General features: G+C 53.7%; 18 protein-coding genes. 10 read left to right on the top strand and 8 right to left on the bottom strand.

Features of this window, described 5'->3' with window-relative positions; translation table 11 throughout:
- Window positions 1-129 precede the first annotated feature (129 nt).
- The 8 genes from MED297_RS03865 (at window position 130) to MED297_RS03830 (ending at window position 8371) form a co-directional block, all read left to right on the top strand.
- Window positions 130-432, top strand: a complete 303-nt coding sequence (locus MED297_RS03865) for a YciI family protein (protein ID WP_008042547.1) — start codon at window positions 130-132, stop codon at window positions 430-432.
- Between the two features lie 61 nt (window positions 433-493).
- On the top strand, window positions 494-1174 hold the full coding sequence (locus MED297_RS03860) for a TIGR04211 family SH3 domain-containing protein (RefSeq protein WP_008042545.1): 681 nt from the start codon (window positions 494-496) through the stop codon (window positions 1172-1174).
- Between the two features lie 109 nt (window positions 1175-1283).
- Window positions 1284-1634 (top strand): hypothetical protein, encoded by a 351-nt coding sequence (locus MED297_RS03855; protein ID WP_008042543.1) that lies wholly within the window; start codon window positions 1284-1286, stop codon window positions 1632-1634.
- Window positions 1634-3592 carry a bifunctional tRNA (5-methylaminomethyl-2-thiouridine)(34)-methyltransferase MnmC2/FAD-dependent 5-carboxymethylaminomethyl-2-thiouridine(34) oxidoreductase MnmC1 gene (gene mnmC / locus MED297_RS03850; protein ID WP_040556427.1) on the top strand — a complete coding sequence of 653 codons (1959 nt, stop codon included), beginning with the start codon at window positions 1634-1636 and terminating at the stop codon, window positions 3590-3592. The genes MED297_RS03855 and mnmC overlap by 1 nt, the downstream gene beginning before the upstream one ends.
- Window positions 3589-4101 (top strand): transcription elongation factor GreB, encoded by a 513-nt coding sequence (greB, locus tag MED297_RS03845; RefSeq protein ID WP_008042540.1) that lies wholly within the window; start codon window positions 3589-3591, stop codon window positions 4099-4101. The genes mnmC and greB overlap by 4 nt, the downstream gene beginning before the upstream one ends.
- Before the next feature lie 49 nt (window positions 4102-4150).
- Window positions 4151-4810, top strand: coding sequence for an ABC transporter ATP-binding protein (locus MED297_RS03840; RefSeq protein WP_008042539.1), 660 nt, complete (start codon window positions 4151-4153; stop codon window positions 4808-4810).
- Entirely contained in the window at window positions 4800-7304 is a 2505-nt protein-coding gene (locus tag MED297_RS03835) for an FtsX-like permease family protein (RefSeq protein WP_008042538.1), read from the top strand. Before MED297_RS03840 ends, MED297_RS03835 begins: the two co-directional genes overlap by 11 nt.
- A complete protein-coding gene (locus MED297_RS03830; protein ID WP_008042537.1) occupies window positions 7301-8371 on the top strand; it encodes a lipocalin-like domain-containing protein in 1071 nt (356 codons plus the stop codon). Before MED297_RS03835 ends, MED297_RS03830 begins: the two co-directional genes overlap by 4 nt.
- Here MED297_RS03830 and MED297_RS03825 read toward each other — a convergent pair.
- Window positions 8365-9129 carry a phytanoyl-CoA dioxygenase family protein gene (locus tag MED297_RS03825; protein ID WP_008042536.1) on the bottom strand — a complete coding sequence of 255 codons (765 nt, stop codon included), beginning with the start codon at window positions 9127-9129 and terminating at the stop codon, window positions 8365-8367. The two genes, MED297_RS03830 and MED297_RS03825, sit on opposite strands and share 7 nt — an antisense overlap.
- A gap of 348 nt (window positions 9130-9477) precedes the next feature.
- Here MED297_RS03825 and MED297_RS21040 point away from each other — a divergent pair, with 348 nt between their 5' ends.
- Window positions 9478-11814, top strand: a complete 2337-nt coding sequence (locus tag MED297_RS21040; RefSeq protein WP_008042535.1) for a BspA family leucine-rich repeat surface protein — start codon at window positions 9478-9480, stop codon at window positions 11812-11814.
- Window positions 11815-11932: 118 nt separating this feature from the next.
- Here the strand turns inward: MED297_RS21040 and MED297_RS03815 are convergent, their stop codons facing one another.
- From MED297_RS03815 to MED297_RS03805, 3 genes are all read right to left on the bottom strand, one after another.
- Complete coding sequence (locus tag MED297_RS03815) at window positions 11933-12496, bottom strand: sugar O-acetyltransferase (protein WP_040556425.1); 564 nt, start codon at window positions 12494-12496, stop codon at window positions 11933-11935.
- Window positions 12497-12572: 76 nt separating this feature from the next.
- Window positions 12573-13025: a GNAT family N-acetyltransferase gene (locus MED297_RS03810; RefSeq protein ID WP_008042533.1), complete on the bottom strand. Its 453-nt coding sequence runs from the start codon at window positions 13023-13025 to the stop codon at window positions 12573-12575.
- 19 nt (window positions 13026-13044) lie between these two features.
- The gene (locus tag MED297_RS03805; protein WP_040556622.1) at window positions 13045-13446 is read right to left on the bottom strand and encodes a hypothetical protein; all 402 of its coding nucleotides are present in this window, start codon (window positions 13444-13446) and stop codon (window positions 13045-13047) included.
- Between the two features lie 323 nt (window positions 13447-13769).
- On the opposite strand from MED297_RS03805, the gene MED297_RS03800 reads away from it, so the two are divergent.
- The gene (locus tag MED297_RS03800) at window positions 13770-14567 is read left to right on the top strand and encodes a DODA-type extradiol aromatic ring-opening family dioxygenase (protein ID WP_008042531.1); all 798 of its coding nucleotides are present in this window, start codon (window positions 13770-13772) and stop codon (window positions 14565-14567) included.
- 42 nt (window positions 14568-14609) lie between these two features.
- Here the strand turns inward: MED297_RS03800 and MED297_RS03795 are convergent, their stop codons facing one another.
- The 4 genes from MED297_RS03795 to MED297_RS03780 form a co-directional block, all read right to left on the bottom strand.
- Window positions 14610-16217, bottom strand: a complete 1608-nt coding sequence (locus tag MED297_RS03795; protein WP_008042529.1) for a glycoside hydrolase family 43 protein — start codon at window positions 16215-16217, stop codon at window positions 14610-14612.
- A 5-nt stretch (window positions 16218-16222) separates the two neighbouring features.
- Entirely contained in the window at window positions 16223-17113 is an 891-nt protein-coding gene (locus MED297_RS03790) for a carbohydrate ABC transporter permease (protein WP_008042526.1), read from the bottom strand.
- A gap of 4 nt (window positions 17114-17117) precedes the next feature.
- On the bottom strand, window positions 17118-18047 hold the full coding sequence (locus tag MED297_RS03785) for a carbohydrate ABC transporter permease (RefSeq protein WP_008042524.1): 930 nt from the start codon (window positions 18045-18047) through the stop codon (window positions 17118-17120).
- A gap of 70 nt (window positions 18048-18117) precedes the next feature.
- Window positions 18118-19374 (bottom strand): extracellular solute-binding protein, encoded by a 1257-nt coding sequence (locus MED297_RS03780; RefSeq protein WP_008042523.1) that lies wholly within the window; start codon window positions 19372-19374, stop codon window positions 18118-18120.
- Between the last annotated feature and the right edge of the window lie 105 nt (window positions 19375-19479).

The raw sequence follows: 19479 nt of genomic DNA, 5'->3' as shown, positions 1-19479 counted from the left end.
AAATATTGATCCCGACGGTTGCCAACACCAAGCTGCGGCTAGTACCTTAGGACCCCAATGACAGCGCCGCGCACGTCGGTACGGCGCCAGACGACCTGAAACAACGCCCTATTCTAACGGATTATCATCATGTGGTATGCCATTATTTCTGAAGATCACCCGAACAGTCTTGAGTCCAGAAAAGCCGTCCGCGAAGCACATCTGGCTCGTCTGACAGACCTGCAGAATGAAGGCCGACTCCTGGTCGCCGGGCCCCACCCGTTGATTGACAGTGAAGATCCGGGTCAATCGGGCTTTTCAGGCTCCCTGGTGATTGCCGATTTTGCGTCTCTCGCCGAGGCTCAGGCCTGGGCAGATGCCGATCCATATGTTGACGGCGGGGTTTATGCCAGGGTCCAGGTAAAACCCTTTAAAAAAGTGTTGCCGGCCTGATCCGAACCAAGAACAATATCTCTTACATTAACGACTGACCTACTCTCGACAGGAATTTACCATGACGTTTCGTTCCTTATTTCAGAGCTGCTTGATCGCGCTGATCCTTTTTGGTGCCACTGCCCCCGCCTTTGCTGAGACTGTCTGGCTCAGCGACGAGCTTTGGGTGAATGTCCGGACCGGACCAGGAGGTGAGTACCGCAGTCTGAAAACGATTAATTCGGGCACCCGAATGGAGATACTGGAAGAAAACGAAGACGCCGGTTACATCCGTGTGCGCACTGAAAATGGCCTTGAAGGCTGGTTGCCGAAACGTTACACCCAGCCTGACCCAACCGGTTCATTACAGGCCGAAAACCTGCAAGCCGAAAAAGAACAGCTGCAACAGCAGCTAGAAGCGCTGGATGAAAAATACACCAACCTGTTGGCTGACAAAGGCGACGTCAATGGCGAGCTGGAATCACTGAGAACCAATAACGCTGAGCTGACCAAGGAGCTGAACCGGATCAAAGCCATCAGTGAAAACGCCATTAACCTGGACGATCAGTATCAGGAACTGGCCGAAGAGCATGCTCGGGTTAAAAATGAACTCGATGTTCTGCAAGCCGAAAACACATCGCTGCGTGAACGCAGTGACAATCAGATGCTCTATGCAGGCGGCATTCTGGTGTTTATCGGTATCGTTCTGGGTGTGATTCTGCCACGCCTGACCAGCCGCCGTCGCAAAGACGGATGGGCCTGATCCTTAACCGCTGAGGTGGCGCTGTCGCCACCTCTTCTTCTCTCATCTGTCTTCGCCTGAAAGCTTTCGTGATACACTGCCGGCAAATTGATTTCCGGAATTTTCTGCTATGGCGTGGTCCGACACCCCCATTGAAAAAGCCTATACCCTTGCCAACTTTGCCGACCTGCTCAGTCAGGGACTGCTGGGATCTATGTCCCGTTTCTCCCACTTTCAGATTGTTGAATGGTGCAGCCGATTTGTCGACGAGTACGACCGGGCACCTGATGAACAGATACCATTAGCGCCGGAGAAAGCCGTTGCGCTGGCGGATGACGTGGTTGTGCAGTGGGAACTGTACCTGGCCACTCAGTTCACCCTCGACGATCTGAACCGCTTTACGCTGTCCGATGTCGTGCTGCCCAAAAGCCATTTTGAACAATGGCTGAACACCATGCTGGCCTTACCGACGCAGCACTGATGAAAACGGCGGATCTGATTTTCGACGAGGACGGGACGCCCCTGTCCAACCAGTTCGATGATGTTTACTTTTCCAAGGGCCACGGGCCGGATGAAACCCGTTATGTGTTTGTCGATCAGAACAACCTCGCTGAGCGCTGGTCACAATTGGAGGCTGGCACACACTTCTGCATCGCGGAGACCGGCTTTGGCACCGGGCTTAACTTTCTAGTCGCCTGGCGGACATTTCTGGAGCACGCGCCCAGTGATGCGCGGTTGACCTTTATCAGCTGCGAAAAGTATCCACTGTTGCCTGCGGACCTCGCTCAAAGTCATGAACAATGGCCACAGTTTGCCGACCTGTCGGAACCATTGAGGCAACAGTACCCGCCTGCCGTCGCGGGCTACCACAGCCTGAGCTTTGATCGCGTGCGCCTGCTGCTGATGCAGGACGATGCCGCGTCGGCCTATACCGGACTCAGCGCCCGCGTCGACGCCTGGTTTCTCGATGGCTTTGCACCGAGCAAAAACCCCGACATGTGGCAACCTGATCTGTTCAGGCAGATGGCCCGCCTCAGCCACCGCGGTACCAGTTTTGCTACCTTCACCGCCGCCCGACTGGTGCGCGATGGCCTTCAGGGCGCCGGTTTCAGCTTTAAAAAAGTGCCGGGGTTCGGTCGTAAGCGCCATATGCTGTCAGGCGCTTTTAACGGCCTTTGCGGACCGCTGTTACCCAATGCATTCCCGTCTGCGGCATTGGCCAATCCGGTTCCTAACCAAAAACGTCGCATCGCCATCATCGGCGCAGGCATTGCTGGCGTGACCACCGCCATTGAGCTGCAAAAACGGGACTACCAGGTCACCCTGTTTGATCGACAACCTGCGGCAGCTCTCGGTGGTTCCGGCAATGAGCAGGGCGCTGTTTACGCCAAACTGTCGGCTCAGCCCACTGCGGCAAACCGGTTTTACGCCCAGGCGTTAATCCTGGCGCAACGTCAACTCGCGGATCTACCGGACACGGTCCCACACGACGCCTGTGGTCTGGTTCAACTCGCACAATCGGATAAAGACCAGGCGCGGCAGGCCGCGCTCGACGCCGAAGGCTTCATCCCGCCCGAGTTGGCGCACGTCGCCAGTGCAGAAACGCTCAGAACGTTAACGGGCATCACACAACCGCATTCGGGGTTGTGGTTCCCTGATGGAGGCTGGGTTTCGCCCAGAGCACTGGTTCGGTACCTGATCGACACCCATCAGATTCGCTGTCAATTCAATACCACAGTCACCCGTCTGCAATACGATCAGTCCGGCTGGACGTTGACCTCGGCAGAAGGGGACGCCTTTCAGGCGGATCAGGTTGTGCTGAGCAGCGCCTTTGAGACCACCGCTTTTGAACAGACCGGTCATTTGCCGTTGAACCCCATTGCCGGCCAAATCACCCGATTAACCGCGACAGAACAACATCGCGCTTTAAAGGCGGTGATCTGTACCGACCGATACGTTATGCCAGTACGAGATGACGTACTGACCATTGGCAGTACCTTCCGGGTAAAATCGACCGATGATCAGCTTTACGCGCAAGATCATGAGGAAAACCTGACCAACCTGAGTATACGGGTTCCGAACCTGGTCGGGCGTGATGACACCATTATCGGCGGCCGCGCGGCTGTGCGCTGCAACTCACCGGACTACTTGCCGCTGGTCGGCGCCATCAGCGATGAAACCGAACTTCGGGACACCTACCAGGTGCCTTTACAGAAAAACCGAACCCGTCATCTGCCGCCCATTGGCCACCTGCCGGGCTTATGGGTCAACGTTGCTCATGGTTCCAAAGGTCTGTGTACGGCGCCTTTGTGCGCGCAGTTGCTGGCCAGTATGATCTCCGGGGAACCTTACCCGATGCCAGCAGACCTGGTGGATGCCTTAAACCCGAACCGCTTTCTGGTTCGGCAATTGATTCGAGAACAGAGAAAGAAAACATGAGTCGATACCGTCCTCCTCGCCGACATGGCAGCCCTTACATTACGCCCGAAGGTGAAGCCCGGATGCGGGCGGAACTGCACGAGCTGTGGAAGGTTGAGCGGCCCCGCGTCACTCAGGAAGTCTCCGATGCCGCCAAGCAAGGAGATCGCAGCGAAAACGCAGAATACATATACGGTAAAAAGCGCCTGCGCCAGATTGACAGCCGGGTACGCTTTCTCACCAAACGACTCGAAAAGCTGCAAGTCGTTCACGCACGACCCGATGACCAGAGCCGGGTATTTTTTGGTGCCTGGGTTCGGGTGGTCGATGAAGACGAGTCGCCGCGGGTATTCCGCATTGTCGGAACCGATGAGTTCGATGTGGACCCGCGTTACATCAGTGTCGACTCCCCCATGGCCCGCGCGCTGCTGAAGAAACAGGTGGACGATGAAGTGATTGTTCGCTTACCTGATGGCGAAGCGGTGTACTACGTCGATCAGATCAGTTATGACGAGGCACTGGTCCTGTAACACCAAAGCACCCATATCCACAACGCTGACCAACAGGGGAAACAACCGCATGCTCAGGTTTACCCATCTCAGTAAAGGCTACGCGCAACCCGATGGTTTTCTTCCGGTACTGAATGACGTTTCCGGTGAGGTGGCCCGGGGCGAAAGCGTCGCCCTGCTTGGCGAAAGCGGCAGCGGTAAAAGCACCCTGTTGCATTTGGTGGCCGGTCTGGATGTTCCGGATCATGGCACGATGTTGCTGAACGACATTTCACTGACCGACGCCAGTGCACAAACCTGGAATCGCCTGCGACGGGAACACATCAGTCTGGTGTTTCAGGACTTCCATCTCATCCCAACTCTGAATGTCGATGACAATCTGAAACTGCAGGCCCGTTTAGCCGGTCAACTGGATCTGGACTTCTGCAACCAGTTGATTGAACGCCTCGGGTTGACCGGACTGTTGCATGGCCTTCCTGGCGAGTTGTCCGGTGGACAGCAACAACGAGTGGCCATTGCCCGCTCGCTGGCACACCGACCAACACTGGTCCTTGCCGATGAGCCCACCGGCAATCTGGACGAGCAAACTGCGCAAGACGTCATGACATTGCTGATTGACTGCGTGCGTGCGGCCAATAGTAGCCTGCTCATGGTGACGCACAGCCCGGCCATGGCCGCTTACCTTGACCGTCGTTGGCATCTGAAAGCCGGTGAGCTGCATGAAGACTGAGCGGCTGACCCGCATTGTCTGGGTAAACCGGGTACTGCTCAGCCACTACCGGCGTCATCCGCTGCAGGCAATTTTCCTGCTGCTCGGGCTCACACTGGGCGTCGCCCTGTGGAGCGCCGTTGAACTGATAAATGGCCATGCCCGCACCAGTTACGCCGACGCAGAGCAGTTTCTCGGGGCCGATGCACACTTCTGGATTCGCCCGACCGGGGAGAACGCCGCGGTCAGCCAACAGGATTATATCCGGCTTCGACGCCTTGGTTTTGTCGAACTCTACCCGATCATCGAAGCCCGCCTTCAGACCCGGGAACAAGACTGGCTGATTCTGCTGGCCACTGACTTCATGGCGTTACCCATTGCTGACGCACAAAACAACAGTTCAGAGACGGCCACGCCGTTTGTCGGTGACGCGTTGGCGTTTATGACACCACCGTTCCAAACAGCGGTTCCGGAATCACTGGCGAGCGAACTGGGTATCAACCCCGGAGATCAACTGACGTTGACCAATGGCCAACGCTTACCACCGGCAACGTTACAAAGCCGACCACAACAAGGCGAACGGCTGGTCGTCGATATGGCCGCGGCCTTCGAGGTGCTGAATCGAGATAACTTTGACTATCTCGGCGTCACTAAACTGTCAGCAAGCCGCGAACAGGCACTTCGCCAGGCGCTGCCGGAAGGATTGATCCTGACGCGCAATCAACAGTCACTGGATTTACAGGAGCTGACCGACAGTCTGCACATTCAATTGGCGGCGATGGGCTGGCTGGCATTTGTAGTCGGCTTGTTTATCGTCTTTAACGCCGTCCGTTTTTCGTTGTGGATGCGCCAGGCTACGCTGACCACCCTGAGAGAAATGGGCATTGGGCTTGACGATCTCGCACTGGCCATTGCGTTGGAGGCGTTATTCTGGAGCGTACTCGGTACCTTGCTCGGGGGCGGATTGGGCTTTTTACTCGGTAACCTGTTACTGCCAACAGTGTCGAGCAGCCTTGGCAGTCTCTATGGTGCGATCATCACACCGACCGTCACCCTGACCGCCCGGCATCTGCTGCAGGCGGCCATCATGACGTTGCTGGGCGTCACCGTCGCCGTTGCCGGACCGATCTGGCTCAGCGCCCGACGCTCCATCCGTCAACAGCAACACCAAACCCTCGACCAGCAGTTTCAGCCCCGTCAGTTAGGGGTTCAGAGCCTCAGTGCTGTTGCATTGCTCGGCCTGGCCGCGTTGTATTACTTTCAAATCGACAGTGTCTCCGATGGCTTTGTGTTACTGGCGCTGGTTCTGTTCGGGTCAGCCCTAAGCTTACCGCCTTTGCTCTATGGTGCCTTCTGGCTGGCGGCACGTTCGATGCCGGCATCCTGGTGGCGTTTACGCTGGGCCATGCGCGATGCCTTTGCCCAGTTACCGCACCTGCGTATCGCCATGATGGCATTGTTACTCGCCCTGGTCGCCAACCTCGGGGTCTCCACTCTCGTTGGCTCGTTCCGCATTGCCTTTACCGATTGGTTAACGGTACGGATGTCTGCCGATGTTTATGTGCAAAGCGCCACGCTGGACGCCGACGCCCTGCTGACCCAGGCACCGTTGAAGGTACAGGCGAGCCATGCGCGTACCGGGCTTAATCTGCGTTGGCAGGATCGCCCCACGGAAATACGCGGCGTTAATACGCAGGCCCCGGACATGCGGTCGTTGCCACTGGCACTGTCAGAGCCAAATGCGCTGTCCCAATGGGCCGAACAAGGCCATTTAAGACCGATACTGGCGAACGAGCAGGTCCATCATCTGGCCGGAGTTAATCTGGGCGAGTCTGTCTCTCTGCCAACAGACACCGGAACGGTCGACTTTCAAGTCGTCGGATTTTTTCATGATTATGGCAACCCCTATTATGCTTTTTACCTACCCAAAGCGACGGTCAGCCAGTACTGGAAAAATGCTCAACCAATGGGCCTGGCGATCTGGCTGCAGGACACCAACCTGCAAGCGTTTGAACCCGACTTACTCGATGCCGGGGCTGAACCCGGAGACTGGATAGACCAACGTCAGCTGATGTCCGTTGCCCTGCAGATCTTTGAGCGTACCTTTGCCATCACCGGTGCACTGAACACACTAACCTTGGGCGTTGCCGGCGTCGCCTTGTTTGCAGCCCTGATGTCCATCCACCAGCAAAGGCTTCATCAATATGCGCACTGGCGCGCTTTAGGGGTAAACCAGCAGGAATGGCTGTTGATTGTCGGCGGCCCATTGGCCGGCATGGTCATGGTAACCGGGCTGTTGGCAATCCCGCTCGGTGCGGTCCTGTCGGCCCTGCTGATTGCAGACATCAATATCATCGCCTTCGGCTGGAGTATGCCGCTCAACTGGTCGTGGCACCCGGTTGCCAACCTGGCAATCCTGACAACACTCACCCTGATCCTAACCGGACTTACCGCACTTTGGCGGGTACAGCGGCAATTGCCAAACGCATTGATCCGTCTGGGAGGCACAGCATGAAAACCGCCATTGCATTATTCATCGGGCTGTTGTGCACCACCGCAGTCGCTGACAACGAGTTCAATCTGCTGCGCAGCGACGCCTCCGGTTTTACGCAGGTGAGTCCGGGGCTCGAACTGAGCTTCCCGGCGGATCATCTCCCACACCCGGATTACCGCATCGAATGGTGGTATCTGACGGCCAACCTGACCGACGAAGACGGCCAGCATTGGGGCATCCACTGGACGTTGTTTCGCCAGTCTTTGCGACCGGAACCGGACCCTGGCGGTTGGCAAAGCACTCAGGCCTGGATGGCACACGCGGCCTTAAGCACGCCCGAAAACCATGTTTATGACGAGCGATTTGCCCGTGGTGGCATCAGCCAAGCTGGCGTGGAGCTGACCGCTGAAGGCCGTTTCGACGCCTGGCTCGATGACTGGCAATGGCTCGGCACGGGTACCGAACCGCTACCCGGTACATTGGTTTTTACGGTCAGTGAAACGCGCGTGGAGCTGGACCTCTCCAGCCAAACGCCCTGGGTACTGCAAGGCGACAACGGTTATTCCCAGAAAGCGCCCAGCGGCCAGGCCAGTGCCTATTACAGCCAGCCTCACATCGATATTGCCGGGCAGATACAACATAACGGAAACACCTTTCAAGTCACCGGCTCTGGCTGGCTGGATCGGGAGTGGAGCTCTCAGCCCTTGGCGCCCAGCCAACCCGGTTGGGACTGGTTTTCACTGCATCTGAGCTCGGGTGATGCGCTGATGGTATATCAGCTACGGGATACTCAAGCACCCAACACACTCAATGGCATCTGGGTAACCCCTGACGGGCGTTTTTCCAGTCTCAGCGGCGATCAGATCACGCTGTCGTCGAAAGGTGAAACCGATGTTTCCACCCGGGCCGGAACCCGGAAAATGCCACTGCGTTGGTCCATTGAGGTTCCGGCGCATAAGGTCGACATTGAAGTCAGCGCTCCGCGCGCGGATCATTGGCTCGATACGCTGTTTCCTTATTGGGAAGGCCCGGTGTCGGTGACGGGCAGCCACCAGGGGAAAGGCTACATGGAACTGACCGGTTACTGAACGGCAAGCTCCGGCAAGCGTGCGGATCGCGTTTCGGGCAATGGCGCGTTATCGGCCGCCCGATAGGTAAACACCAACGAGAGTTTGGTCTGATCGGTATGATTTCGGCTCGCGCGATGCAACAGCCGGGCGTCAAAGAGCAGAATGTCGCCGGCATTCAGGTGCAAAACCTGGGCACGATCCAACCACTCACGGTTAGCGTCCACCTCGAGAAAAAAGCGCTGATCATCAAACTGATGTTCAGAAAACTCGGCTTGATGGCTGCCCGGAATCACCACCAGCCCACCGTTGTGGTTCGACTCCTCACCCAACGCAAACCAGACACTGACCAACTCAGGTTTTTGAAAATGCCAATAGCGTATGTCCTGATGCCAACCGGTATCGCTGGAATACTGAGGCGATTTGGTCATCAGACAATTATGATGGTTGGGGTTCAGGTGGACGGCATCGGTGTTCATCACCGAGCGCAACCATTGCCCAACCGCTTTTGAGGTCGCCCATTGCTGCCACTCAGATTGGCGGCTCGTAGCCTGTAACAGTCGACGAACCGTGTCGCCGCCGGGTTGTTCGGTCGATTCCGGCGCCCCCGGATAACCCAGTTTGGCCTCCAGCTCCCAGGGCTCAGTCGGTTGACGGTGCTCCTGTTCGGCGAGGTATCGAAACCGTGTCAATAAATCGGACCCTGCGCCACTGAGAATCAGGAATCCCTGCTGACGAAACTGCTCAATCTGTTGCGCGGTAAGCGATGGTGCGTTCAATCTGGCGAATCCTCTGAATGTCGACGGGCATCGGCCCTGTTATAGGGGCCAACGACCGGAAACTCAATTGTCTGGCATAAAAAGGTCGCAGGTCTATAACCAAAAGGTCAGCAAGTGAACCATCCACAGCCACAGGCCTAGGCCGGCCACCGACCCCAACATCTGTCGGGTTGTCCAGTTGATCAGGAATCTCTACCGTCTGACGCAAACTGATGAATGAACCAGGCCAATGGAGTCCAGAATCGCCCTTCGCGACATCGGACTGTAAAAATCATCCGCGCTTGCATCCAACTGGCCAGGCTCGTTCGTTACTCGGATACCAACATCAAAAAAACAGAGAGTCCCCCAATGGAACCTATACGACAATCAAAAGGAAACCCGCTTGCCGCCCTGTTGCTGGTTTTTGCCGGTAGCTTAGTTTTAACTGCCTGTAACTCCGAAAGCAGCGACGCCGCCGATGCTAACGACACGCCATTGCAAGCCCCATCATTCCAGGCGCTGGATGATCTGACGCTGATCCGAGGACAGATCGTTGAGGCCGAGCTGATCAACAACGGCGGCGGCAGCCTGACAAGCTGTGTCGCTGACCTGCCGCAAGGCTTTGTTGTCTCGGTGTCAGCCAATGGCGACACCTGTGAGGTGACCGGTACGGCCACCGAAGCGACCGAACTGGAAAGCGCCGACATCATCGCCACGAACGACGCCGGCGAAGATACCCTTACCGTGACCTATCAGGTCGAAGAGCCAACCGCCTTCATTACCACTTGGGATACCGACGTCGAATCGGGCATCAGTGCCAACGATGAGATCACGCTGCAAACCAATCCAAACCTCGACTACAACTTCACAGTCGACTGGGGTGACGGCACCTCAGACAAAAACGTCACCAAAGACATCACGCACCAATACGTTCAACCGGGTACCTACACGGTCACCATCTCCGGCCTATATCCGGCCCCCTACTTTGACTTTGAACTGAGTATTGAGGATGAACTCTTCATTGATAACTCTGACGCCAGCAAACTGCTAAGTGTTGAGCAATGGGGGAACCGATTCTGGGCGTCCATGGAACAAGCGTTCCCGAATGCGAATAACCTCAGCATCAACGACCTCAGTACGCCCAACTTCTCTCAGGTCACGAGCTTTCGCAGCATGTTTACCTTCAATGAGGCCTTTAATCAGGATGTCAGCACCTGGGATACCTCAGCGGCAACCGACATGGCGTTTATGTTTGCCGACTCCTATTTTGATCAGGACCTGAGCAACTGGGACATCGAAAACGTGAAGGACATGAACGGAATGTTTTCCTATGCCGATTTATCCATCGAAAACTACGATCGGTTGTTGCTGAGCTGGTCTGAACAGACGGTTCAGCCGAATGTGACACTCGATGTCGACTCACGTTTCACGCCAAATGCCGAAGCCGCCAGAAACGCGCTGATTAACGACCATGGCTGGACGATCAATGACTTCAACTCAATCGCTGAACTTTTCCCAAAAATCGATGATCAAGCCATTCAATTTTACACCGGGCAAACGTTTGAGGATGCTTTAACAAACAACGGCAACAGCATTGATCAATGTGAAGCGACAGGTTTGCCAGACGGAATCACCATCAGTCGTGCGGGGAACGGCATGGCGTGTAACCTACAAGGCATTCCGACAACGGCGGGCTTCTCCCAGGCAACGGTGACAGCAAGCAACACCTTTGGCAGTGACACGGCGCTGATCGATTTCAACATCGTTCAGCAAACCCCCTATATCACTACTTGGAAAACCGACAACTCGGGCAGCAGCGACGATAATCAGATCTCCCTTAAGGTGAACAACTCAAACGGCTATAACTTCAGTGTGGACTGGGGCGACGGCTCAACGGATGAGAACCTCTCGGAAACCATCACCCATACCTACAGCACCGCTGGCACCTATACGGTATCCATCACCGGGGATTACCCACTCCCCTTGACGGACGATCCGAAAAAGCTGTTGACCATCGAACAATGGGGCCAGCGGTCTTGGCAGTCTATGACCTATGCGTATGCCAACACTGAAGACCTGGTAATACTCGCTACCGATGCCCCAGACCTGTCGCGTGTTCACTCGTTGAAAGGAACGTTCAGCCGAGCAAATAACTTTAACAGCGATATATCGACCTGGGATGTTTCCAATGTGGGTAACTTTGAAGAAATGTTTTTAGCAGCTCGAGCCTTCAACCAACCCATAGGACAGTGGGAGGTGAGTAACGCCAGCAATATGCGTAAGATGTTCGAAAACGCGGATGCTTTTAACCAGGACATCGGCAATTGGGATGTATCAAACGTCACCAGCATGAGAACGATGTTTAACGGCGCCAATACCTTCAATCAGGATATTGGCGACTGGGATGTGTCGAATGTTCGCGATATGAATGCTGTATTTAAAGGCACGCTATTCAATCAGGACATCAGCCGTTGGAATCTGAAAAACGCGACCAATGCGACACAGTTTTTTGACAACAACAGCGCATTCTCAACCGAAAACTACGACAAGCTACTCATCGCCTGGAGCCAAAACCCAGAACTGGTTGAAGACTTAGAGATTAGCTTTGGCAACATTCAATACTCCGCGGCCGCAAAAGCAGCACGAGATATCTTAATCAACGATTTTAACTGGACGATCAAAGACGGCGGTGAACTGCTGGATTGACAAACCGAACAAGTCACGATGAAAGAGAAAGCTCAGGAGACTGAGCTTTCTCTGTTTCAACTGACAGTTAAACGGCGGGCTATCTGTTTAAGAATCGCGGCTCGAACAACCAGCCTGATCAGGCCGTCACCTCTATGTGCTTGATTACCTTGGCCGGGTTCCCACCAATCACCACATTGTCGCCGAAACTTTTCGTGACCACAGCCCCGGACGCAACAACGACATTATCACCCAGCGTGACGCCGGGATTAATGACGGCGTTGCCGCCAATCCAACAGTTATCGCCAATTGTAATCGGCGCGGCCAGTTCGAGTCCGCTGTTTCGTTCAACAGGGTCAATCGGGTGCGTTGCGGTATAGATGCCAACATTGGGTGCGATCATGCAGTTGTCACCAATACGTACTTCAGCAACATCCAAGATGACGCAGCCAAAGTTCGCATAGAAGCTTTCACCAACATGAATATTGCAGCCATAGTCACAGTTAAATGTTGGCTCGATAAACAACCGCTCACCAGTACTCCCAAACAGCGTTTTCAACAGTTCTTCCCGTCGCTCTCTGTCAAGTACCGATGTCGCATTGAACTGATCGGTTAACAAACGCGCGCTTCGCCGCATTTCTTTCAGCTCCGGATCACCGGGGTCATACATTTCACCGGCGATCATTTTCTCTCTTTCGGTCATCGATACGGTCTCCAATAACGGTTCTAAAAATAGTCGTGTCAAATAATCAGGTCACGCCGATCCGTGACATGCCCTTTTATGGTTTCTTCGTCAATGTCTTAAGAAAACAGACCACGCGACCGGTTTCCTTAAAACCTAATTTCGTGTGTTGTTCAATGCTGTACGCGTTCCACTCATCAGTATCACTTGCCAGCTCAATGTAACCACGCTCCAGCGCCCATTGTTCAGCCCGAGCCATGAGTTGTTTTCCCAGACCTTGGCCTCTGAACTCAGATGCCACATACCAGGCTTCAACATAAGGCACAGCTGGCTCGTGACTGCCTTCGGCATAATTTCGGATGTTTAATTCGATGAACCCGGCCGCTTGCCCGTCGACTTCAGCAATAAACGCCTCAGTGACATCACGGCTCTGCCCGGCAAAGTATTTATCCAGCTCCGGGGTGTGATCTTCATCGAACTCGGGCCAGAGACTGGAGCGCATCTCAGCCCAAACCTCTCGATCCTTAAGTGTCATTGTACGAATGTTCATATCAACCTCGCATAATCCGTTAAATCTGGCCGGTGAAATCAACCTCATCCACGTCATCATAGAACTGAATGGACGACGCGATACCCGATAAGGTATTGCTGACGTTCATGCCTCTTTTTGCAACCACAAGAATGGGTTTGTTCAGCGATTTGGCATACCCGGCCTCAATCCCAAGCCCAACACCTTTCTCAGAAAACTCAATGACCACCAAATCGGCAGCCGCGATGACATGAAACATCTCAGCCATCAATGTTTGAGCATCACACGCGTGTTCGCCCCAACATTCCAGATCCCGCGCTACACAATAGGTATCGAAGCCCGCGGCGTTACGATGCGTGGAAAACGCCTCAATGAGATCTCGATTGCGGTGGTCAGCATGATATTTAATTCCAAAATAGGCGAGTTTCTTATCCCTAACCATCACCACCCCTTCAATAAACGTCGCAAGCGCCAGCAATCACTGGCTTATCTGCTGCGCCATCTTGTCGCCGGTCATCAGGCCTGTCAATTTGCTCATATAAAAACCAGAGCGCACACTGACTTTGATCAGCCCTATACAACCACATCACGGTGAGATCTCTTAAGGGCAGATCAGACTTATGCAAAAGGCCGCCTTAATTAACATCAGTCTTTTTGAAGAAACCATCAGCCAGATTCAACGACTCATTGCAATTCTTCCGCTATCCATATCCAAAGGTTCGCACTATCTTTTCATCATCGGAATAACACGCAGGAGTCATCAATATGGCCTATTCCACTCTTTTTGTTCCACACGGCGGCGGTCCATTACCATTGCTGGGGCATAAACCACATCAATCGCTGACGGCCTTTTTAAGAGGTGTCGGCAGGGACCTTATCCAGCCTTCAGCCATTGTTGTGGTGACGGCGCATTGGGAAACCAGAGACATTGAGGTGTCGACAGCCCCGGCACCGGACATGCTGTACGATTATTACGGGTTCCCACCGGAATCTTACGAAATCCGCTATCCGGCACCCGGTGCTCCGGCCTTGGCAGAAACGCTGATTCAATCGTTGAACGACGCGGGGATACCTGCCAAAGCCAACCCGACCCGCGGCTATGACCACGGGACCTTTGTGCCATTGATGCTGATGTACCCGGATGCCGATATACCGGTCCTACAGGTCAGCCTGAACGCCAATCTGGACCCGGGCTATCATTTGGCTTATGGCGAGGCCTTGGGCAAGGCATTACCCGCCGATGTACTGATTTTGGGCAGTGGACTGTCGTTCCACAATCTGCGATCGCAGTTTGCCAACATCGACCGTGAAGGCACTGCGACCGCAGAAAGCATTGAGTTCGATCAGTGGCTGACGGACAGCCTGGCAAAGCCTTCTGAGCAAGCTTTTGCGGCTATGAGTGACTGGGTAAAAGCCCCTCATGCCCGGTTCTGTCACCCACGCGAGGAACATCTGCTGCCATTGCATGTGATTGCTGGCGCAGCCACCGCCCGAGGCCAAACGCTGGGTAATATCTACAACGCGCCGCTGATGGGGCATCAGGTATCAGCTTTTGCGAGCTAACACCGAAACAGGGCCGTCCGACTCGAACGGCCCATTCTGCTGTCACCGTTGATTAACGTACTCGAAGTACCGGAAGTCGGCGTGACGTTTCTGCCCGGACAGATCCTGGCAAGCCAAGCCGACGAAGGCACCGGTGAAGTTAGCCCCGGCACCCGTTCCGGCTTCATCTGATAGGATGGATGCATCCAGACGTACCGGTATCGATTGCCACTGCTCACCATCGGCTGACCACGAGAATATCAGCCGATCAAACCGAACATCCGCCCGCAGATAAAGCTCACCCGACTGCGGTATATCGATCGCTTTTAACGCCTCGAACTGAGGAAACTCAGAATCCCACGTCGGTCCCGCATTGCAGCTCATGATCGCCAGGTGGCGACGTTGAGACACATCATCGAAGCTCAGATAGCAGTAGTGGTACTTATGGGTGTTGTAATAGCACACCAGTCCGGCCTGCTGCAGATAATCTTCCGGTTGAAAATCGATCTGAGTGCTGGCCTGATAGCTGAAATCCGTCTGACGCACCGCGACAAGCGAACTGCGGAACAAGGATCCCAACGACTCATAACCAACCAAACGCAGGTACCCCGGTCGGCTCTTCAGGTCGATGAACTCTTCCGGGTACGGGTTACGAAGCCATTGAAAGCGAATGTCGAGTGAGTCCTCTTCAAATGTAATTCTGTCTGCCAGCGGCGCCAGCGGATATTCCTCCATCACCGGCAACTCGACTTCCGTCTGAGGGGCCACGCCGCCCTGTGAGAGCCGAGGCCAACCATCAATCCAGGTCAATGTCTGAATCGCGGTTTCCCGACCCATGGGAGAACGACCTGAGGTTCGCATTGGACGACTCGTGAGATGCACAAATACCGTCTCCCCTCCCGGTGTGTCACAGATCGAACCGTGGCCGCAGCGTTGCAGATAGTTTTCCGGGTGATCGATCGTGGTAACCAAATGTGTACCCGGCATCATTTCATAAGGCCCGGTTAATGATCGGGAACGAGCAATGGTTTCGGCATGGGCGTACTCCGTTCCACCTTCCGCCGTAAACAGGTAATAATAACCGTCACGCTTATACAGATGCGGCCCTTCCACCAGCCCGCGTGCGCTGCCTTTAAAGATGTTTTCAATCGGACCCACTAATTGGTTAGCGACTGGATCAAACTCCTGCAACAAAATCCCGTCAAAACGATGATGATCGGCACGATAATCCCAAACCATATTCAACAACCATTTGCGACCGTCATCATCGTGAAATAACGAGGGATCAAAACCGGAACTGTTCAGATATACCGGATCGGACCATTCCCCATCAATAGTTTCACAGGTAACCAGGTAATTATGGGCGTCTTTAAAGTTGCCCTGCTGACGCTTCACATCGGTAAAAATCAACCAGAACTGGCCATCTGCATAGGTCAGGCAAGGTGCCCAGACACCACCGCTGTCCGGATTGCCCAACATGTTCAGCTGTGACGGACGATTTAACGGTCGCGCAATAATCCGCCAGTTTTTCAAATCGCGGGAGTGCGAAATCTGCACGCCCGGGAACCATTCGAACGTCGATGTTGCGATGTAATAATCATCACCTACACGGCAGATGGCCGGGTCCGGATTGAACCCAGGTAAAATAGGATTAGTAACAGTCAATGACATTTGATTTATCCCTTAACAGCACCCTGCCCCAACCCAGCCACAATGTAGCGTTGCGCGAGCAGAAAAAAGACAATGGCCGGAATAATGGTGACGGTGATATAGCCCAGAACCAGATTCCACTCCACGTTGTATTGTCCTCGGAACTGCATGAGTCCGAGTGTCCACGGGTATTTTTCCGGAGAGTTCAGTAAGATCAGTGGCATGATGTAGCTGTTCCAACTGCCCACCAGCAGGAACACACCCACGGTTGCCAGAATGGGCGTCGACAGCGGAATCACCACTTTGAAGAAGAACCGCGTATAGCCGCAACCATCGACCATCGCGGCTTCGAAAATTTCTTTCGGCAGTTGTTCAAAGAACGACTTAAAAAACAACACCGACATCGCCAAACCAAACGCAATCTGCGGTAAAACGACACCTGCGGTGGTATCCAACAATCCGAAATCCCGAATCTTGATGAACAACGACAGGATGGCGACAGCGGCCGGAAACATCATGCCGGTAATCAAATAGCTGTAGGCGTATTTCTTACCGAAGAAATGAATATGAGAAAAAGTAAACGCCACCATACTTGCGATGAGCATGGTGAAAAAGATCGTCAATCCAGAATATAAAAGTGAGTTCCACATCATATTCCACAAAGCCGGATCGGACAGAATCTGTTTGTAGTAAGTCAAATCCCAGGTTTGCGGCAACGCAAACGGTTGCGTACGCAACTCACCCGTGGTTTTAAAACCACCTAACACCGTGGCATAAAAGGGAATCAACACGAACGCTGACGACGCAAATAAGAAGGCTAACCGCAACACCCGAGGCAAGCTCATGACCTTTCTTGGACGAATCAAGGACTGGTCAGCCAGTTCGGAAGCGGTTCGATGTGAAGTAAGTTCAGTCATGATATCAGTCCCGAGTCATAACAAATTTCTGATACATAAAGGCGAACAGAACGCAGGTGACAAACAGCATCACGCCCACGCTACTGCCAAAACCGACTTTCATTCTGACAATGCCGTATTGGTACAGATAGGTCACAATGGTATGGCTTGAGTTCGAAGGACCACCGTTGGTTAACGGAATGATCATTTCAAAGAACTGCAACGCGCCAATGATGGAAAAAAATACCGATAGTTGAATAGCATGCTTGATCAACGGCAATTTAATTTTGACGATCGTTTGCCACCAGTTTGCGCCGTCCAGTTTGGCCGCTTCTAGCATGTCTTTGGGAATACCCTGCAACCCGGCAATATAAATCATCATGTGATAACCGGTGTACTTCCAGATCACCACGACCATGATGGCGTAAAAAGCGGTATCACGATCAGCCAGCGGGTAAAACCCTTCACTGCCAAGCATTCGGGATATTTGCCCTACGAGGCCATAGTCACCGTCATAGACATAACGCCAGATCAAACCCGCGACTACGTCAGCCAGGATGAAGGGCAAAAAGTAAACCAGTCGAAACAGAGCATTCAGCCGACTTTGCTCTGCCACCATCAGGGCGATGGCCATCGCAATCGGTAGCTGTATCAACAATGAAATTAAAATTAACTTCAGTGTATTCAGTACAGCCGTATGAAATACCGAATGACCCAAAACCTGGGAATAGTTTTTCAGCCCGACCCAAGTTCCTGATTCTGAAATGGCGGAAAGTCCTTTCCATTTAAAGAAGCTGTAATAGAACGCTTCTGAAACAGGTAGAAATACGAACAAGGTAAACAACACCAAAGCCGGAGGTAGGAAAAACATCAGGGTGGTGAGTCGCCCTCCCATGTTTTTCCGATACAGCCAGTGCTGAAACGATGCCCACAATGAAGCCGTTTGCTCTGTCATAATCTTTGCTCTTTCTTTAAATCAGAGGGAACGAGAGAGGTGTTAAACACCTCTCTGTTGGCTTGGTTCCTTAACGGAAGTCCCAAGCTTCCTGAAGCATTTCAACGGCTTCTTTGGGCGTCGCATCGCCGGTCGCTAATAACGCAGAGAAGTCATTGATGGTGCCGCCGACATCGCTACCCAGAGCCTGATCCCAGAACACCTGGTGCCACTCTGCCGCGGCAATGTTGGCCGCAATGGCTTTGCGGAAAGAGTCTTTCACGGCCGACTCGGCGCCTTTGGCAACGGGTATAATCACACCGGCTTCGGCCAGTCGTTCTTGTTGTGGGGCATCTAGGAAGTAGGTCATCCACTTCACGGCCGCGTCGGTGCCGCCGTCTTTCGCAAAGGCAAAGCCATTCACGCCTCCGAGCGTATCGGAGCCTTTACCCTTTCCGCCTTCAACACTAGGGAAGCTGAAAAAGCCCAACTGATCCAATGGCACACCCACTTTATCAGCGGCATTGTCTTTCTGAACCGTCATTTCCCAGTCGCCCATCAGGTGCATGGCCGCAACCTGATCACCAAAACGTCCGGAAGCATCGCCGTATGTTGCCGCAGCGTAGCCTGGCTGGAATGGATCAAGCTCAACCAGTTCTGCGAACAGTTCACCGGCACGGACATAGTCCGGATTGTCCCAACTGACATCACCAGCACGGGCAGCGTTAAAGGTTTCCATACCACCGGTGCGCATCGCCAGATACGTCCAGTAGAAATGGACTGGCCATTTGTCGGCCGCACCCAACGTGATCGGTGTAATGCCCGCAGTTTTCAGTTTCTTAACGGCTACCAGAAAATCATCCCAGGTTTGGATGTCATCTCCGCTCACACCAGCCTGCTCAAACAAAGCCTTGTTGTACCAAAAGCCAACCTGCGCCAGCGTGTAGGGAACACCATAAATTTTTCCGTCATGGCTGAAGGCTGACAGACCACCGGCACTGAGAATGTCTTTTAGTTCAGCACTTTTGGCCGTCACGTCATCGAGCAAGCCGTTCTCTGCACGAGCCGCAAAATTACCGCCACCCCAGCTGTAGAAAATGTTTGGACGGCTGTCGGATTGCAATAAGGTTGGAAGCTTGGCTTTAAACTGTTCGTTTTCCATGTACTGCTGTTCGATCGTAATGCCCGGGTTCATCGATTCGAACTCTTCGGCAAAGGTGTCCCACAGCGCCTGTTGTTCTGGCTTGTTTTCTTCGTGCAACATCGTGACGGTTTCGGCCATTGCATAACCGGATAACACCACCGAAGCAGCAAGCGCCAGGCCCGTCGCCTTTCTGATAAGTTTCATACCGTTCTCCTATTATTTTTGTTGTCATCGACGAAGTTACCTCTGTTCAGGTAATCGTTTTCGAAGATGTGAAGTCAGAGTACTGCGAATGCGGATTCTGAAATA

The organism is Reinekea blandensis MED297 (genome assembly GCF_000153185.1).
GTDB lineage: Bacteria > Pseudomonadota > Gammaproteobacteria > Pseudomonadales > Natronospirillaceae > Reinekea > Reinekea blandensis.
The sequence above is the reverse complement of the archived record's forward strand: the minus strand, read 5'-3'. Positions and strand labels throughout refer to the sequence as shown.

Excerpts from the sequence above, each read along its gene's own strand:
- MED297_RS03865 (WP_008042547.1), top strand. The coding sequence starts at position 130 with ATGTGGTATGCCATTATTTCTGAAGATCACCCGAACAGTCTTGAGTCC.
- MED297_RS03860 (WP_008042545.1), top strand. The coding sequence starts at position 494 with ATGACGTTTCGTTCCTTATTTCAGAGCTGCTTGATCGCGCTGATCCTT.
- MED297_RS03855 (WP_008042543.1), top strand. The coding sequence starts at position 1,284 with ATGGCGTGGTCCGACACCCCCATTGAAAAAGCCTATACCCTTGCCAAC.
- mnmC (WP_040556427.1), top strand. The coding sequence starts at position 1,634 with ATGAAAACGGCGGATCTGATTTTCGACGAGGACGGGACGCCCCTGTCC.
- greB (WP_008042540.1), top strand. The coding sequence starts at position 3,589 with ATGAGTCGATACCGTCCTCCTCGCCGACATGGCAGCCCTTACATTACG.
- MED297_RS03840 (WP_008042539.1), top strand. The coding sequence starts at position 4,151 with ATGCTCAGGTTTACCCATCTCAGTAAAGGCTACGCGCAACCCGATGGT.
- MED297_RS03835 (WP_008042538.1), top strand. The coding sequence starts at position 4,800 with ATGAAGACTGAGCGGCTGACCCGCATTGTCTGGGTAAACCGGGTACTG.
- MED297_RS03830 (WP_008042537.1), top strand. The coding sequence starts at position 7,301 with ATGAAAACCGCCATTGCATTATTCATCGGGCTGTTGTGCACCACCGCA.
- MED297_RS21040 (WP_008042535.1), top strand. The coding sequence starts at position 9,478 with ATGGAACCTATACGACAATCAAAAGGAAACCCGCTTGCCGCCCTGTTG.
- MED297_RS03815 (WP_040556425.1), bottom strand. The coding sequence starts at position 12,496 with ATGACCGAAAGAGAGAAAATGATCGCCGGTGAAATGTATGACCCCGGT.
- MED297_RS03810 (WP_008042533.1), bottom strand. The coding sequence starts at position 13,025 with ATGAACATTCGTACAATGACACTTAAGGATCGAGAGGTTTGGGCTGAG.
- MED297_RS03805 (WP_040556622.1), bottom strand. The coding sequence starts at position 13,446 with ATGGTTAGGGATAAGAAACTCGCCTATTTTGGAATTAAATATCATGCT.
- MED297_RS03800 (WP_008042531.1), top strand. The coding sequence starts at position 13,770 with ATGGCCTATTCCACTCTTTTTGTTCCACACGGCGGCGGTCCATTACCA.
- MED297_RS03795 (WP_008042529.1), bottom strand. The coding sequence starts at position 16,217 with ATGTCATTGACTGTTACTAATCCTATTTTACCTGGGTTCAATCCGGAC.
- MED297_RS03790 (WP_008042526.1), bottom strand. The coding sequence starts at position 17,113 with ATGACTGAACTTACTTCACATCGAACCGCTTCCGAACTGGCTGACCAG.
- MED297_RS03785 (WP_008042524.1), bottom strand. The coding sequence starts at position 18,047 with ATGACAGAGCAAACGGCTTCATTGTGGGCATCGTTTCAGCACTGGCTG.
- MED297_RS03780 (WP_008042523.1), bottom strand. The coding sequence starts at position 19,374 with ATGAAACTTATCAGAAAGGCGACGGGCCTGGCGCTTGCTGCTTCGGTG.